The organism is Bradyrhizobium lablabi (assembly GCF_018129385.1).
GTDB classification, from domain to species: Bacteria; Pseudomonadota; Alphaproteobacteria; order Rhizobiales; family Xanthobacteraceae; genus Bradyrhizobium; species Bradyrhizobium lablabi_C.
Map to the genome: position 1 here is coordinate 17,368 of NZ_JAFCLN010000027.1, position 15,306 is coordinate 32,673.

General features: G+C 63.4%; 16 protein-coding genes. 14 read left to right on the forward strand and 2 right to left on the reverse strand.

All coding sequences use genetic code 11. The features are described 5' to 3' along the window. The first annotated feature begins 9 nt into the window (after nt 1-9). From rpmH to JQ628_RS31805, 11 genes are all read left to right on the forward strand, one after another. Nucleotides 10-144 (forward strand): 50S ribosomal protein L34, encoded by a 135-nt coding sequence (rpmH, locus tag JQ628_RS31755; protein WP_008542748.1) that lies wholly within the window; start codon nt 10-12, stop codon nt 142-144. 28 nt (nt 145-172) lie between these two features. After that, entirely contained in the window at nt 173-601 is a 429-nt protein-coding gene (rnpA, locus tag JQ628_RS31760) for a ribonuclease P protein component (protein ID WP_212229786.1), read from the forward strand. After that, entirely contained in the window at nt 598-2,481 is a 1,884-nt protein-coding gene (gene yidC, locus JQ628_RS31765) for a membrane protein insertase YidC (protein WP_212229788.1), read from the forward strand. The genes rnpA and yidC overlap by 4 nt, the downstream gene beginning before the upstream one ends. Nucleotides 2,482-2,623: 142 nt before the next feature. Then, nucleotides 2,624-3,277, forward strand: a complete 654-nt coding sequence (gene yihA, locus JQ628_RS31770) for a ribosome biogenesis GTP-binding protein YihA/YsxC (RefSeq protein ID WP_212229790.1) — start codon at nt 2,624-2,626, stop codon at nt 3,275-3,277. Beyond that, nucleotides 3,274-3,642 carry a DUF423 domain-containing protein gene (locus JQ628_RS31775; RefSeq protein WP_212229792.1) on the forward strand — a complete coding sequence of 123 codons (369 nt, stop codon included), beginning with the start codon at nt 3,274-3,276 and terminating at the stop codon, nt 3,640-3,642. The genes yihA and JQ628_RS31775 overlap by 4 nt, the downstream gene beginning before the upstream one ends. Nucleotides 3,643-3,858: 216 nt before the next feature. Next, complete coding sequence (gene argB, locus JQ628_RS31780; protein WP_212229794.1) at nt 3,859-4,749, forward strand: acetylglutamate kinase; 891 nt, start codon at nt 3,859-3,861, stop codon at nt 4,747-4,749. Between the two features lie 67 nt (nt 4,750-4,816). Further along, nucleotides 4,817-5,830: a DUF1036 domain-containing protein gene (locus tag JQ628_RS31785; RefSeq protein ID WP_212229796.1), complete on the forward strand. Its 1,014-nt coding sequence runs from the start codon at nt 4,817-4,819 to the stop codon at nt 5,828-5,830. A 142-nt stretch (nt 5,831-5,972) separates the two neighbouring features. After that, nucleotides 5,973-6,659, forward strand: coding sequence for a pyrimidine 5'-nucleotidase (locus JQ628_RS31790; protein ID WP_212229798.1), 687 nt, complete (start codon nt 5,973-5,975; stop codon nt 6,657-6,659). Nucleotides 6,660-6,734: 75 nt separating this feature from the next. Beyond that, entirely contained in the window at nt 6,735-7,580 is an 846-nt protein-coding gene (dapD, locus tag JQ628_RS31795; RefSeq protein WP_212229799.1) for a 2,3,4,5-tetrahydropyridine-2,6-dicarboxylate N-succinyltransferase, read from the forward strand. Nucleotides 7,581-7,844: 264 nt separating this feature from the next. Continuing rightward, the gene (locus JQ628_RS31800) at nt 7,845-8,477 is read left to right on the forward strand and encodes a DUF805 domain-containing protein (RefSeq protein WP_212229802.1); all 633 of its coding nucleotides are present in this window, start codon (nt 7,845-7,847) and stop codon (nt 8,475-8,477) included. A 263-nt stretch (nt 8,478-8,740) separates the two neighbouring features. Continuing rightward, on the forward strand, nt 8,741-10,309 hold the full coding sequence (locus JQ628_RS31805; protein ID WP_212229809.1) for a winged helix-turn-helix domain-containing tetratricopeptide repeat protein: 1,569 nt from the start codon (nt 8,741-8,743) through the stop codon (nt 10,307-10,309). Nucleotides 10,310-10,489: 180 nt separating this feature from the next. Here JQ628_RS31805 and JQ628_RS31810 read toward each other — a convergent pair whose 3' ends face one another. Further along, the gene (locus tag JQ628_RS31810) at nt 10,490-10,912 is read right to left on the reverse strand and encodes a GFA family protein (RefSeq protein ID WP_212229811.1); all 423 of its coding nucleotides are present in this window, start codon (nt 10,910-10,912) and stop codon (nt 10,490-10,492) included. A 25-nt stretch (nt 10,913-10,937) separates the two neighbouring features. Next, nucleotides 10,938-11,714, reverse strand: coding sequence for a methanethiol S-methyltransferase (mddA, locus tag JQ628_RS31815; RefSeq protein WP_212229813.1), 777 nt, complete (start codon nt 11,712-11,714; stop codon nt 10,938-10,940). A gap of 141 nt (nt 11,715-11,855) precedes the next feature. On the opposite strand from mddA, the gene JQ628_RS31820 reads away from it, so the two are divergent. From JQ628_RS31820 to dapE, 3 genes are all read left to right on the forward strand, one after another. After that, nucleotides 11,856-13,409, forward strand: coding sequence for a winged helix-turn-helix domain-containing tetratricopeptide repeat protein (locus JQ628_RS31820; protein ID WP_212229815.1), 1,554 nt, complete (start codon nt 11,856-11,858; stop codon nt 13,407-13,409). A 62-nt stretch (nt 13,410-13,471) separates the two neighbouring features. Next, entirely contained in the window at nt 13,472-14,113 is a 642-nt protein-coding gene (locus JQ628_RS31825; protein WP_283815858.1) for a DUF805 domain-containing protein, read from the forward strand. After that, entirely contained in the window at nt 14,110-15,264 is a 1,155-nt protein-coding gene (dapE, locus tag JQ628_RS31830; RefSeq protein WP_212229825.1) for a succinyl-diaminopimelate desuccinylase, read from the forward strand. The genes JQ628_RS31825 and dapE overlap by 4 nt, the downstream gene beginning before the upstream one ends. Nucleotides 15,265-15,306: the final 42 nt, after the last annotated feature.

The following is a 15,306-nucleotide window of genomic DNA, read 5'->3' on the forward strand; positions in this document are numbered from 1 at the left end:
GTACGACCCGTGAAGCGGACTTATCAACCCAGCAAACTGGTGCGCAAGCGCCGCCACGGCTTCCGCGCCCGCCTGGCCACCGCCGGCGGCCGCAAGGTGCTGGCCGCGCGCCGCGCGCGGGGCCGCAAGCGTCTGAGCGCCTGAGCCGGACTGCCCTCTTAGGACACACCTCATGGATCGGCTGAGGCAGCGGGCGGACTTTATCGCCGTTGCCAATGGTGCGCGGGCGAACACCAGCGCGTTCACCCTGCAAAGCCGGCGCCGTGACGATTTTGGCCCTGCCCGGGTCGGGTTCACCGTCACCAAGAAGAACGGAACCGCCACCGAGCGCAACCGCATCCGCCGCCGCCTGCGCGCCCTGGTGCGGCAGGGTGACGTCATACCCATGCGACCGCACCATGATTATGTGCTAGTCGGCCGCCGGGACGCGCTGACCCGTGATTTCGCCGCCATGCTGGAAGACCTTCGCTCCGCGCTCGCCCGGCTCGACCGGGCCAAGGCGTTTACGAGCGAAGCGGGCGCCGGCTCGCGTAAAGAAAACGCGTCAAGAAAGAATCCGACGGCGCGGAAGAACCCTGACAACGAGACCGTAAAGAGATGACCGACAACCGCAACACCATCATCGCCGTCATCCTGTCCGGCCTCGTGCTGATCGCCTGGCAATATTTCTACAACGTGCCGCAGATGGAGAAGCAGCGGCAGGAAGCCCAGAAGCAGGCCGAGCTCGCCAAACCTTCGCCTCAGGCGACGCCCGGCAGCACCGCGCCGCAGCCGGGCGCGGCGCCCTCCGCCGGCGGCACGCCGTCGACCGCCACCCCGCCGACCGCCCAGGGTCCCATCATCAGCCGCAACGCCGCGCTGGAAGCGAGCCCGCGCATCAAGGTCGAGAGCCCGCGCATCACCGGCAGCATCTCGCTGAAGGGCGCGCGCATCGACGACGTCGCACTCACCCAGTTCCGCGAAACCGTTGACCCGAAATCTCCCCCCATCATCCTGTTCTCGCCCTCGCAGACCGCGCACCCCTATTACGCCGAATTCGGCTGGGTGCCGGCGACCGGCTCGACGATAAGGATGCCCGACCAGAACACGATGTGGCAGCAGGAAGGCTCCGGCGCGCTGACGCCGTCGAGCCCGGTGACGCTGAAATACGACAATGGCGAAGGCCTCGTCTTCAAGCGCACCATCTCGATCGACGACCGCTACCTCTTCACCATCAAGGACGATGTCAGCAATATCGGCAACACGCCGGCATCGCTCTATCCGTTCGCGCTGATCTCGCGCCACGGCGCGCCGGAGGTTTCCGGCTACTACATCCTGCATGAAGGCCTGATCGGCTATCTCGGCGAGAAGGGCTTGCAGGAATATTCCTACAAGTCGATCGACGAAGCCAAGCAGGTGAACTTCAACGTCACCAATGCGTGGATGGGCATCACCGACAAGTACTGGGCCTCGGCCCTGCTGCCGGACACCACCGCCAAGCTACAGGCCCGCTTCTCGTCCAACCAGGTCGGCAAGATCAGGACCTACCAGACCGATTATCTCGGCGAAGCACAGACCGTTCCGATCGGCGGCAGCGTCTCCTACAATGCGCGGCTGTTCGCCGGCGCCAAGGAAGCCGGCGTGGTCGGCATCAATTTTCCGCTGGTCGGTCTCGGCGGCTACAACAAGCAGCTTGGGCTGAACCACTTCGATCTTCTCATCGACTGGGGCTGGTTCTACTTCATCACCAAGCCGATGTTCCTGGCGCTCGACTATTTCTATCACCTGGTCGGCAATTTCGGCTACTCGATCCTGATCGTCACTCTCATCATCAAGCTGCTGTTCTTCCCGCTCGCCAACAAGTCCTACGCCTCGATGGCGAAGATGAAGGCGGTGCAGCCGCAGCTCACCGCGCTGAAGGAGCGCTATCCCGACGACAAGGTGAAGCAGCAGCAGGAGATGATGGAAATCTACAAGAAGGAGAAGATCAACCCGATCGCCGGTTGTCTTCCCGTGCTGTTGCAGATCCCGGTGTTCTTCTCGCTCTACAAGGTGCTGTTCGTCACCATCGAGATGCGGCACGCGCCGTTTATCGGCTGGATCAAGGACCTCTCGGCGCCCGATCCGACCACGATCTTCAACCTGTTCGGGCTGATCCCGTTCGATCCAATCGCCGTGCTCGGCCACGGCATCGGCGCGTACCTCATGCTGGGCGTCTGGCCGATCATCATGGGCATCACGATGTGGTTCCAGATGAAGCTCAATCCGACGCCGCCGGATCCGACGCAGAAGATGATCTTCGACTGGATGCCGCTGATCTTCACCTTCATGCTGGCCGGCTTCCCGGCGGGCCTCGTGATCTACTGGGCCTGGAACAACCTGCTCTCGGTGGCGCAGCAGAGCTACATCATGCGCAAGAACGGCGTGAAGGTGGAACTGCTGGACAACATCAAGTCGACATTCCTGCCGAAGAGGGCCGAGAAGGCGGAATCGAAGACTTAAAGCCTCTCGCACCAGCGCTCGTCATTGCGAGCGAAGCGAAGCAATCCAGCTTTGCCGCAATAAGAAAGCTGGATTGCTTCGTCGCTTCGCTCCTCGCAATGACGGGAGAGCCACCGTCGCTCGCTCACGGATGCCCTCGCACATGACCACCGAACCTGATGCGAGGCTGATCGAGGCGGGCCGAAAACTGTTTGCCGGCGACTGGCATTTCATCTGGGCTTCGCCCTCGATCGAGACGCTGCCGCCGATGGCGGGCCTCGAGGTCGCCTTCGCCGGCCGCTCCAATGTCGGCAAATCCAGCCTGATCAACGCACTGACCGGCCGTAACGGCCTCGCACGCACCTCGCACACGCCCGGCCGCACCCAGGAGCTGATCTTTTTCGAAGGACCAGACAAGGACGGGCTGCGCCTCGTCGACATGCCCGGCTATGGCTACGCCTCCGCGCCAAAGACGCAGGTCGCCTCATGGACGGCGCTGATCCATAAATTCCTTCAGGGTCGCGCAAGTCTGGCGCGCGTCTACGTGCTGATCGACGCCCGCCACGGATTGAAGGACGTCGATCAGGACGTGCTGAAGACGCTTGATAAGTCGGCGGTGAGCTATCAGGTCGTGCTGACCAAGGCCGATCAGGTGAAGGCGTCCGAGCTCAACACGCGCATCGCGGAGACGAAGGAGGCGCTGGCAAAGCATCCGGCGGCGTTTCCGGAGGTGCTGGTGACCTCCTCGCGCAGCGGCGGCGGCATGCCGGAATTGCGCGCGGCGATGGTGCGGCTGCTGGAGGAGCGCGGCAAATGACACCTGCCTTTCGCATTCTCATCGTGCTCGCTGCGATCATGGGCGCCGACGGCGTCATCCTCGCCGCGGCATCCGCGCATCAGGCGGATGCCAGTCGGCTTGCTTCCGCTTCATCGATGCTGCTGTTTCATGCCAGCGCGGTGCTCGCGGCGGTGGCGCTGGCCGAGCGCGCCATGATCAATGCGCGCATCGGCCTTGCCGCGGCGTTCGGCTTTGTCATCGCAGCGTCACTGTTCGCGGGCGATCTGGCCTTGCGGCAATATGCCGGCCATGGGCTGTTTCCGATGGCAGCGCCGACGGGCGGCACGCTGATGATTGTGAGCTGGCTGCTGCTGGCGGTCGCGGCAGCCTGGCCGAGGCAGTGAATCTTCCTTCTCCCCTTGTGGGAGAAGGTGGCGCGGACGCAGTCCGCGACGGATGAGGGGTTGCCAGCCCCGAGCACTGCCGTTGCGGAGACAACCCCTCACCCGCCTTCGCTGCGCGAAGGCACCCTCTCTCACAAGGGGAGAGGGGAAGAACTTTGCGCCCTGCCCGGCAATCGGATAGAAACCGGCCCGACCTTTCCTTTGCGAGACCGCTTCATGACCGATCACATCAGCCCGCTCGATCAGGCCCGCATCCTGTCCGAGGCGCTGCCGCATATGCAGCAATATGACGAGGAAACCATCGTCATCAAATATGGCGGCCATGCCATGGGCGCAGAAGAAACCGCAAAGGCTTTTGCGCGCGACATCGTGCTCTTGGAGCAGACCGCGATCAATCCGGTCGTGGTGCACGGCGGCGGGCCGCAGATCGCGACCATGCTCAAGCGCCTCGGCATCGTCTCGGAATTCGCCGCGGGCCTTCGCATCACCGACGCCGCAACAATAGAGATCGTCGAGATGGTGCTGGCGGGCTCGGTGAACAAGCAGCTGGTCGGCTACATCAACGAAGCCGGCGGCAAGGCCGTGGGCTTGTCCGGCAAGGACGGCAACATGGTGAAGGCGTCGAAGACGACGCGCACCATGGTCGATCCGGATTCCAACATCGAGAAGGCGATCGACCTCGGCTTCGTCGGCGACCCCGACAAGGTCGACCTCACGCTGCTCAACCAGTTGATCGGCTATGAGCTGATCCCGGTGCTGGCGCCGCTGGCGACTTCCGCCGACGGCCAGACGCTCAACGTCAACGCCGACACCTTTGCCGGCGCGGTGGCCGGCGCGCTGAAGGCCAAACGCCTGCTGCTGCTCACCGACGTGCCCGGCGTGCTCGACAAGTCGAAGAAGCTGATTCCGGAATTGTCGGTGAAGGACGCCCGAAAACTGATCGCCGACGGCACCATTTCGGGCGGCATGATCCCGAAGGTCGAGACCTGCATTTATGCGCTGGAGCAGGGCGTGCAGGGCGTCGTCATCATCGACGGCAAGATGCAGCATGCGGTATTGTTGGAGCTGTTCACGAATCAGGGCACCGGTACGCTGATCCACAAGTGACGCTGATCGACAGGTGATACGCGCGCAATACCCGACTCCCAGGATAAGGCGCAGATTCCGTGCGCGCATGCGCCGGTATGCGCGGCGCACGGTATTGTCGCTGCCGGCGGCAGCGATTTCGTTTCTGGTTTCCTCTGCGCCGGCCTTTGCCGACCTGAAGCTTTGCAACCGCATGAGCTACGTGGTCGAGGCCGCGATCGGCATCGACGACAAGGCGGCGACCGCCACGCGCGGCTGGTTCCGGATCGATCCCGCCACCTGCCGCGTGGTGGCGCAGGGCACACTGACCGCCGACCGCATCCTGCTGCATGCCCGCGCGCTCGGCCTCTACGGCTCCTCGCCGATCCCGCAAGGCGGCGGCGACACGCTGTGCATCGCACCGGAGAATTTTGTGATCGCGGCAGCGCGCCAGTGTCGCGGCAACCAGACGCCGGCGCCGTTCACCCAGATCACCCCGACGCAGACTGATGACGGCAACCTCGTCGCGTACCTCGCCGAGGATTCCGAATATGACGACGAGCAGGCGCGGCTGGCCGGCATCCAGCGGCTGCTCGTCATAGCCGGCTACGATGCCTCGCCGATCGATGGCGTCGACGGGCCGAAAACGCAGGCCGCGCTCAATGCCTTCCTGAAAAGCCGCGGGCTGAGCGCCGATGCGGTGCAATCGCAAAATTTCTTCACCACCATGATCGATGCCGTGCAAAAACCGTCCGCCACCGGACTGACCTGGTGCAACGACACCCCGCACAGGATCATGGCGGCGGTGGCGACCGACGACGGCAAGACCGTGACCAGCCGCGGCTGGTACCGCATCGATCCCGGCAAATGCCTGCATCCTGACGTGACCGGCCAGCCGAAGCAGATTTTCAGCTTTGCCGAAGCCGTCGACGCCGAGAACCGCGCGATCAAGGTCAAGGAGAAGCCGCTGAACTGGGGCGGCGCGACGCCGCTCTGCACGCGCGAGAGCAAATTCGAGGTCAACGAACAGGGCGATTGCTCCACGCGCGGCCTTGCCGCCATCGGTTTTGCGCCGGTCGACATGTCCAGCGGCGGCAAGACGCTCCGATTTGCGATGCCGTGATGAGGTTCGAGCCACACCCACAACTGTCGTCACCCGCGCAGGCGGGTGATCCAGTATTCCAGAGACGTTCGTTGTTGAGCCGAGAGGCCGCGGCGTACTGGATCGCCCGGTCAAGCCGGGCGATGACAGCTGGGGGAATACAATGAATTCCCCCCGCCCCTTCACGCATATCGACACCTGGGTGTTCGACCTCGACAACACGCTGTATCCGCATCACGTCAATCTGTGGCAGCAGGTCGATGCGCGGATCGGGGAATATATCGGCAGCTTCCTGAAGGTCTCGCCGGAAGAGGCGCGGCGCATCCAGAAGGATTATTACCTGCGCTACGGCACCAGCATGCGCGGGATGATGACCGAGCACGGCATCAGCGCCGACGAATATCTCGCCTACGTGCACAAGATCGATCATTCGCCGCTGGAGCCCAATCCGGCGATGGGCACGGCGATCGCAAAACTTCCGGGCCGCAAGCTGATCCTGACCAACGGCTCGACCGACCACGCCGGCGCCGTGCTGGCACGGCTTGGTTTTGCCGATCATTTCGAGGCGGTGTTCGACATCATCGCCGCCGAGCTCGAGCCGAAGCCGGCGCCGCAGACCTATCAGAAATTCCTCACCCTGCACGGCGTCGACCCGTCGCGCGCGGCGATGTTTGAGGACCTCGCCCGCAACCTCGTGGTGCCGCACCAGCTCGGCATGACCACCGTGCTGGTGGTGCCTGATGGCACGAAGGAAGTGGTGCGCGAGGATTGGGAGCTGGAAGGGCGTGATGCCGCGCATGTCGATCACGTCACGGATGATCTGACCGGGTTCTTGCAGCGGCTGCTGTAACTGTCATCCCGGCCTTGACTCCTTGCGCCCATTTCCCGAAAAAGCGCCGTCAAAAGAAGCCTGCAAGGAAACCCCATGTCCCTCGCCGCCCTCGAAACCACCGTCAACTCCGCGTTCGATGCCCGCGACGGCATCTCGACCGCGACCAAAGGCGAGGTGCGCGATGCCGTGGATCACGCGCTCGAACTGCTCGACAAGGGCGAGGCGCGCGTCGCCGAGCGCGAGACCAGCGGCAAGTGGAAGGTCAATCAGTGGCTGAAGAAGGCGGTGCTGCTGTCGTTCCGCCTCAACGATATGGGCCAGATCGCCGGCGGTCCCGGCAAGGCCTCGTGGTGGGACAAGGTGCCGTCGAAATTCGACGGCTGGGGCGAGAACCGTTTCCGCGACGCCGGTTTTCGCGCCGTGCCGGGCGCAATTGTCCGCCGCTCCGCCTTCATCGCCCGCAACGTCGTGCTGATGCCCTCCTTCGTCAATCTCGGCGCCTATGTCGATGAAGCCACCATGATCGACACCTGGTCGACCGTCGGCTCCTGCGCCCAGATCGGCAAGCGCGTGCACATTTCCGGCGGCGTCGGCATCGGCGGCGTGCTGGAGCCGCTCCAGGCAGAGCCAGTGATCGTCGAGGACGATTGCTTCATCGGTGCGCGCAGCGAAGTCGCCGAAGGCGTAATCGTGCGCAAGGGCGCGGTGCTGGCGATGGGCGTGTTTTTGGGCGCTTCCACCAAGATCGTCGACCGCGAGACCGGCGAGACCTTTGTCGGCGAGGTGCCGGAATATGCGGTCGTGGTGCCCGGCACGCTGCCGCCCAAGCCGATGAAGAACGGCCAGCCCGGCCCTGCCACCGCCTGCGCCGTCATCGTCAAGCGCGTCGACGAACGCACCCGCGCCAAGACCAGCATCAACGAGCTGCTGCGCGACTGACGGGGCCTCGTGGTTCGAGACGCGCGGCGTTGCCGCGCTCCTCACCATGAGGGTCTTCGTCATTGCGAGCGACAGCGACGCAATCCAGCTTTGCCGCGAGAAGAAAGCTGGATTGCTTCGTCGCTTTGCTCCTCGCAATGACGACCAGGCCTAAGACCCTCATCCTGAGGAGCGGCCGCTTGGCCGCGTCTCGAAGGATGAAGGCTCCGATCGAACCCCGGGACGCCCCGGCGCGACAAAACCGGGTCCGCCCCGGAGTTTGTCATGGACTGGATCCGCCATCTCTTCAGCTTTGACGGCCGCTTCAACCGCGCCAAATTCCTGCTTGTGGTGCTGATCACCTTTGGCTGGCATTTCTACTGGGCGGTAGCGGGTGTCGTCCTCAGCGACGTCTTCGGCCTGACGACGAATCCGATCGCCAAAGCCATCTTGCCGATTCCATTTTCGTTCGAATTCGAAGGCAGCCACTCGCTCTGGAAGACGGCGATATTCACCCTCGTCGCCACGCTTCCGATCAACATCGCGCCGCTGTGGGTCGCCGCCGCGAGCTGGGTCAAGCGGCTTCACGACCGCAACAAGAGCGGCTGGTGGGCCATCCCGCTGTGCGGCGTGCCGTATCTTTATCTCCACACCATCCTGATTTGCGCCAGTCTCAACATCTCGATCGCAACGCCAACCCTGATCGCACTCCTGACAGTACCCGTTTGCCTGCTGTCGGCCTGGGCCCTGATCGAACTGTACTTCATGCCAGGCACCGAAGGGCGCAACCGGTTCGGCGCTGACCCGCTGTCGCGAGCGGCCAACGGCGCTCCTATCGCCACAGGTCCGGTCACGCATGGCGTGCCGGCGTTCCTGGTGCAGAGCACGAGCGCTCGCGAAGCGCGCACTCAATCGTGACTTTCGCACGCCAGGTCGACCTTCAGTTCGGCCACATTCAACAGCGATGATGGCTGCCATTAGCGGCAAGCATCACCGTGCGTCATGTCACTGTCGGACTTTCTCCCAGAGGAAATATTCGGTGTCCGGAATCGGACAGTGCCGGTTTGCGGCGCGGTGAACCATCGGCGAGCTGCACAGACTCAACTAATCGACGGATGAAATGGCCTGCCTTCAGGCCAGCTTTAGATTTTCTTCAGAATCTCTTTAGGGTCGCGTGAGGGATGAAGTTTTTCTTTTCGAATCAGATACTTGATACTGACACGCGGGAGCTGAGCCGGGAGAATATGCCGGTCTCGCTCGAGCCGCAGGTGTTCGATCTGGTTGTCCATCTCATGGAGAACCGCGATCGCGTCGTCAGCAAGGAAGAATTGATCGAAAAAATCTGGAAGGGACGACATGTCGCAGAGTCGACCCTGACCAGCCGGATCAACGCCGCCCGCAAGGCGGTCGGCGACAGCGGCAGCGCGCAGGCGATGATTCGTACGGTGGCGCGAAAGGGATTCCGGTTCGTCGGAACCGTGCAAACCGGAGCACGAGGCGCGACGCCGGCCGAGCCGGCGATGCCGCGTCGCGACGAGACGCCGGCGCCGATGGTGCCGCTCGGCGACCGTCCCGCCATTGCCGTGCTGCCCTTCATGAACATGAGCGGCGACCGCGCCCAGGAGTATTTTTCCGACGGGATCAGCGAGGACATCATCGCTGCGCTGTCGAAGCTGCGCTGGTTCTTCGTGATCGCGCGCAATTCCTCGTTTGCCTACAAGGGCCGCTGCGTGCACATCAACGAAATGGCGCGCGAGCTCGGCGTCCGCTATGTGGTCGAAGGCAGCGTTCGCCGCAGCGGCGAGCGGGTGCGCATCTCCGCGCAGCTCAATGATGTCTCCACCGGGAGCCATCTGTGGGCGGAACGGTACGACCGCGACATCGCCGATGTGTTCGCCGTGCAGGATGAGATCACCGAGGCGATCGTTGCCGCGATCGAGCCGCATCTTTATGCCGCCGAGAGTTTTCGCGCACAGCAGAAGCCGCCGGGCAGCCTCGATGCCTGGGATCTCGTGATGCGCGCGCTGTCGCACTACTGGCGCGTGACGCGGCAGGACAACACGGTGGCGCAGGCGCTGCTGGAAAAGGCGATCGAGATCGATCCGCATTACGGCAAGGCGCTCGGCTTGCTGGCGACTAGCCGGATCTTCGGCGCCCATATGGGCTGGGCCAATATGGCCGGCGTCATGGCGGATGCCACGCGCGAGGCGCACGCCGCCGTCGAGGCCGACAGTGAAGATGCCTGGGCTCATCTTGGCCTCGGCTATTCCTATTTGTTTGCGCGGCGATTCGACGACTCGATCGCCGAGTTCGAATTGGCGCTGCGCCTCAACCCCAATTTCGCTCTATCGCAAGCCTTTTATGCCGTGACGCTGTGCTATGCCGGACACTACCGGGAAGGCGACGTTGCGATCCGCCGCGCATTGCGGCTCAGTCCGCGCGACCCGCTGGCGGGAATCTATTCAGGGGTTGGCGCCTACATCCAGTTCGCCGCACGGCGGTACGACGAAGCCATCCAGTTTGCGCGCGAATCGCTCAGGCAGCGGAGCGATTTTGTCGGCGCCCATCGCGTGCTGACCGCAGCCGCCGGCATGTCCGGCGACCGCGAACTTGCCGCCATCGCGTTGCAAGGCCTGCAACAGGTGCAGCCGAATATTTCGCTGGCCTGGATCGCCCGCGAGCTGCCGATGAAGCAGGCGGAAGACCGCGAACATTATCTCGAAGGCCTGCGCCGCGCAGGCTTGCAGTAGACACTCCTGTAGACGACGAGGCGCGCCTGTTGCCTTCCGTCATGCCCGGCCTTGTGCCGGGCATCCACGTCTTGATGGTCGCTCGGCAAGAAAGACGTGGATGGCCGGGACATAGGCGAGCGGAAGCGACGCCGTCCTTCAGGCGGCTATGCCCGGCCATGACGAAGGTGAGGTCCCGATCTATTCGGACATCATCTCGCCGCTGCCGCCCAATTCCGCAGGAAAATCCTTCAGCTTCGGAAGACCGTCCCGCATCGGCAGGACGGTCTCGGCATAGTTGACGTGAACCGCCGGTGCGAAGGCGAGCGTCGGAATGGTCGCGGCAAAGACATCGATCAGGCTGATCGGCGGATGACTGGTCATCAAATGGCCGCCGCACTTCCGGCAGTATTTCCGCTTGCTGAGCGGTGTCTTGGTGAAGGTCGCGACGTATTCCTCGCCGGCGGTGATGCGCACCGCCTCCGGCTTCCAGAGGCTGAAGGCGTTCACCGGGCCGCCCGACCACGAGCGACACGAGCGGCAGTGACAATAACCCATTCCTTCCGGCGCGCCGCTGACCTCGATCTCCACGGCTCCGCAAAAGCAGTTACCGACATGATTCATCTGTCACACTCCCTTTCGTTCCTGCTCACCAGGTTGGACGCCATGGAATGAGCATCGAGACGCGCAGCCTGTACTCGCGATACTGATCGCCGAACGCCGCGATCAGATCCTTCTCCTCGAGATAGATGCCGAGCAGGATGTAGATCGTGGTGACGGCAGCAAACATCAGGTGGCCCACGGTCATGACCGGCGCCGCCCAGAAGGCGATGATAAACCCGAGATAGAGCGGGTGGCGAACAAACTTGTAGAGCAGCGGCGTATAGAAGCGCGCCGCCGGCACCGGCTTGTCGGCGAGATGATGGACGACCTGCGACAGCCCGAACAACTCGAAATGGTTGATCATGAACGTGCTCACGAACACCAGCACCCAGCCGGCGAGCGAGATCATGGCGACTGTCACCGCAAGGTGCGGATCGGTGATCTCCCACACGATGGCGGGCATCGGCCGCCACTGCCAGAACAACAGCAACAGGCACAGGCTCGCCAGCAGCACGTAGGTGGAGCGCTCGATCGGCTTGGGGACGTATTGCGTCCACCAGGCCTTGAAGCGCTGCCGCGCCATCACGCTGTGTTGTACGGCGAACAGCGTCAGCAGAAGTAGATTGATAACGATGGCTTCGACCACGGACGAATCGGTGCCAGTGTCGATGGTCTTCGGCACGACGAGGCCCATCACAAAGCCGATGGCATAGAGAATGGTGCCGAAGAAAACGAGGTATGATGCCATCCCGTACAGGAAGGCGAAGACCTTGAATATGCGGGAGCCCGAAACATCCGGGCCGATGGTATGTATTTGGGTCATGGGCAGCTCCATTGGGCCGATGGCTTCGGCTAATCACCGCTGCAAAATGCCGTATTGAGCGAATTAAGACTTTTGCGGATGGTTGCCCTTTGCATGAGATATCGCTGATTTTTTCTTGAGAAGCGGAGGTTGGGTTCGCGCTTGCGATTTCGCTTTGAAAATCATGAACTTGACGGCGAGCTGCGCGAGCTGACCCGTGACGGTGTTCGTATTCCCCTGCAACCTCAGGTATTCGATTTGCTGCTTTTTCTGGTGGAGCAGCGCGACCGCCTCGTCAGCAAGGACGATCTGATCGGAAAGGTGTGGGGCAACCGGGCGATTTCCGACTCCGCGCTCAACAGCCGGATCAACGCCGCGCGCGCGGCCATCGGCGACGACGGCAAGACGCAAAGAGCCATCCGCACCATCCCGCGAAAGGGGTTTCGGTTTGTCGCCGAATGCGAGGAGGTCTCGCCCGCCGGTCAGCCCGCACCGGTCAGGCCCGATCCGGTGCGCGCGGCTGCCGCCTCCGACCGGCCGGCCATCGCCGTGATGGCGTTCAACAACATGAGCGACGATCCGGACCAGGACTATTTTTGCGACGGAATCAGCGAGGACATCCTGACCGCGCTTTCGAAAGTGCGCTGGTTCCTGGTGATCGCCCGCAACTCGTCCTTCACCTACAAGGGCCGGAGTGTTCACATCCGTCAGGTCGCGGAAGAGCTCGGGGTTCGCTATGTGGTCGAAGGCAGCGTGCGCAAGGCCGGCGGCCGCGTGCGGATCACCGCGCAGTTGAACGATGCCACGACCGGCAGTCACCTCTGGGCCGAGCATTACGACCGCGACCTCGTCGACGTGTTTGCCGTGCAGGACGAGATCACCAATTCGATCGTGGCCGCCATCGAGCCGCAAATCTATGCGGCGGAAAATTTCCGCGCCCGGCGCAAGCCGCCGGCGAGCCTCGATGCCTGGGATCTCTTGATGCGCGGGCTCTCGCACTACTGGCGCGTGACGCGCGAGGATCATGTGGTGGCGCAAGCGCTGCTGCAAAAAGCGATCGGGATCGACCCGAATTATGGCCAGGCTCTCGCGGTGCTGGCCGCAAGCCACATGTTCGGCGTGCATCTCGGCTGGGCCGATCTGGCGACGGCGGCTCCGATCGCCGAGCGCGCGGCGGCTCAGGCCGTGCAACTGGATCACGAGGACGCCTGGTCGCATGCGGCGCTCGGCAGCGTCTATTTCTCCACGCGCCGGCTGGCCGACGCGCTGTCCGAATTCGAGACTGCGCTGCGCATGAATCCCAATTTTTGCCTGGTGCAGGGATATTACGCGCTGGCGCTGTCCTACGCCGGACGCACCGAGGATTCCTTCGAAGCGGCGCAGCGTGCCATTCGTCTGAGCCCGCGCGACCCTTCGCTTGCGATCTACTACGGCATTGCCGCCTATGCCCGTTTCATGACGCGGCAATATGACGAGGCGATCGCACTGGCGCGCGAGGCGATCCGCCATCGCGGCGATCTCACCGGCGCCTACCGCGTCCTTGCCGTGTCGGCCGGAATGACCGGCGACGGGGAGACGGCGGCGGTGGCGCTCACAGAACTTCGCCGAACGCAGCCGAACATTTCGCTTGCCTGGATCGCGACCCAACTCCCCTGGCGGAGCGAGGAAGACCGGGACCACTACCTGGAAGGGTTTCGGCGGGCGGGATTGACGTGAACCGGCTTGGTGCCGCAGCCGACTAACGGCGAGGCGGCCGATGCCGCCGGAGCTGTCTTGCCATGGACTGCACGTCATATCTGTTCGGCTTCAAAGGCCGCATCAACCGCGCCAGATACTGGATGGCGGGACTGATTGTTCTGTGCTGGATGCTGTTCCTCGCGCTCCTGTTGATCCTGCCGCTCGGCTATTTCTTCGGCTCGCCCGTCAACATCAGCTTCAGCATTGAAAATCTGCTCGTGATCTTCGACCCGGCGGCGCTTGGCGCGAAATCCCGGTCCGAGATCGCCGTAATCGTTGTGAACGTTCTCACCATGCCGCTATTCCTGTGGGTGTGCGTGGCGACGTCGGTGAAACGCCTGCACGACCGCGACAAGAGCGGCTGGTGGCTGGTCCTGTTCTTTGTCGTCCCCAGCCTCTACGGGCGGCTGGAAGAGTACCTGCCCGACTCCTACTGGGTTCTGCCGCTGGCGCTGATTGCCTTCGCGCTGTCCGTCTGGGGCTTCGTCGAACTGCTGTTCCTGCGCGGCACCAAATGGACCAATCGCTTTGGACCGAATCCACTGGGCAAGGAGCAGATGCGCGCGCGCAGTGCGCAGGCCAGGCAGCGCGCGACGCCGCCCTGGGACCAAGAGAGCGAGATCGAAATGGTACCGCACAAAGCTAGCCCGCCGCCGGTTTGGCGTGTTAAGCCCGGGGCATGATCGACGCCCTCTCCATTACCCAAGCCCTCATCCGCTGCCCTTCCGTCACCCCCGCCGACGCCGGCGCGCTCGGCGTGCTCGAAGACCTGCTAAAAGCGAACGGGTTCGAGACCCATCGCGTCACCTTCGGCGAGCCCGGCACTGCCGATATCGACAACCTCTATGCGCGGATCGGCGAGGCCGCGCCGCACATCACCTTTGCCGGCCATACCGACGTGGTGCCGGCCGGCGACGAAAGCGCCTGGAGCCATGGCGCGTTTTCCGGCGATGTGAAGGACGGCATGCTGTACGGCCGCGGCGCAGTCGACATGAAGGGCGGCATCGCCTGTAGCGTCGCCGCGGTGCTGCAATATCTCACTGACAATGGCGGGAGACCGAAGGGTTCGATCTCGTTTTTGATCACCGGCGACGAGGAAGACATTTCTGTCAACGGCACGATCAAGCTTTTGCAATGGGTGGCCGCGCGCGGCGAAAAGTTTGACCATTGCGTGCTCGGCGAACCGTCGAATGTCGAGGTGCTGGGAGACTGCATAAAAGTCGGCCGCCGCGGTTCGCAGTCCGGCACGCTGCATGTCGAGGGTGTGCAGGGCCATGTCGCCTACCCGCATCGCGCCTCCAATCCGGTGCCGGACATTTCGCGGCTGATCGTGGCGCTGGGCGAGGAGCCGCTCGACCATGGCAGCGCGCAATTCCAGGCGTCCAACCTGGAATTCACCTCCGTCGATGTCGGCAACACCGCCAGCAACGTCATCCCGGGACAGGCGCGCGCCAAGTTCAATATCCGCTACAACGACCTGCACACGCAGCAGAGCCTGCGCGACCTCGTCGACGCGCGGCTGGCCAAAGCCTGCGGCAACCGCATCAGGGCGAAGATCGTGTGGGAGCCGTCGAACTCGAACGTGTTCGTGACCAAGCCGGGCGCCTTCACCGATCTGGCGGTGGCCGCGATCGAGGAGGTCACCGGCCGCAAGCCCGAGCTTTCCACCAGCGGCGGCACCTCGGACGCGCGTTTCATCGCGAGCTATTGTCCGGTGATCGAGTTCGGCCTCGTCGGCCAGACCATGCACCAGATCGACGAGCGCACGCCGGTCGCCGATCTGGAGAAGCTGACCAAGGTGTATCGCGGGATATTGGACAGGTATTTCGGGTAGTTGGGCCACACCCTCCGCCGTCATCGTCCGCGAAGGCGGACG

Excerpts from the sequence above, each read along its gene's own strand:
- dapE (WP_212229825.1), top strand. The coding sequence starts at position 14,110 with ATGATCGACGCCCTCTCCATTACCCAAGCCCTCATCCGCTGCCCTTCC.
- JQ628_RS31825 (WP_283815858.1), top strand. The coding sequence starts at position 13,472 with ATGGACTGCACGTCATATCTGTTCGGCTTCAAAGGCCGCATCAACCGC.
- JQ628_RS31775 (WP_212229792.1), top strand. The coding sequence starts at position 3,274 with ATGACACCTGCCTTTCGCATTCTCATCGTGCTCGCTGCGATCATGGGC.
- JQ628_RS31790 (WP_212229798.1), top strand. The coding sequence starts at position 5,973 with ATGAATTCCCCCCGCCCCTTCACGCATATCGACACCTGGGTGTTCGAC.
- JQ628_RS31805 (WP_212229809.1), top strand. The coding sequence starts at position 8,741 with ATGAAGTTTTTCTTTTCGAATCAGATACTTGATACTGACACGCGGGAG.
- JQ628_RS31810 (WP_212229811.1), bottom strand. The coding sequence starts at position 10,912 with ATGAATCATGTCGGTAACTGCTTTTGCGGAGCCGTGGAGATCGAGGTC.
- rnpA (WP_212229786.1), top strand. The coding sequence starts at position 173 with ATGGATCGGCTGAGGCAGCGGGCGGACTTTATCGCCGTTGCCAATGGT.
- argB (WP_212229794.1), top strand. The coding sequence starts at position 3,859 with ATGACCGATCACATCAGCCCGCTCGATCAGGCCCGCATCCTGTCCGAG.
- yihA (WP_212229790.1), top strand. The coding sequence starts at position 2,624 with ATGACCACCGAACCTGATGCGAGGCTGATCGAGGCGGGCCGAAAACTG.
- JQ628_RS31800 (WP_212229802.1), top strand. The coding sequence starts at position 7,845 with ATGGACTGGATCCGCCATCTCTTCAGCTTTGACGGCCGCTTCAACCGC.
- yidC (WP_212229788.1), top strand. The coding sequence starts at position 598 with ATGACCGACAACCGCAACACCATCATCGCCGTCATCCTGTCCGGCCTC.
- dapD (WP_212229799.1), top strand. The coding sequence starts at position 6,735 with ATGTCCCTCGCCGCCCTCGAAACCACCGTCAACTCCGCGTTCGATGCC.
- JQ628_RS31785 (WP_212229796.1), top strand. The coding sequence starts at position 4,817 with ATGCGCCGGTATGCGCGGCGCACGGTATTGTCGCTGCCGGCGGCAGCG.
- mddA (WP_212229813.1), bottom strand. The coding sequence starts at position 11,714 with ATGACCCAAATACATACCATCGGCCCGGATGTTTCGGGCTCCCGCATA.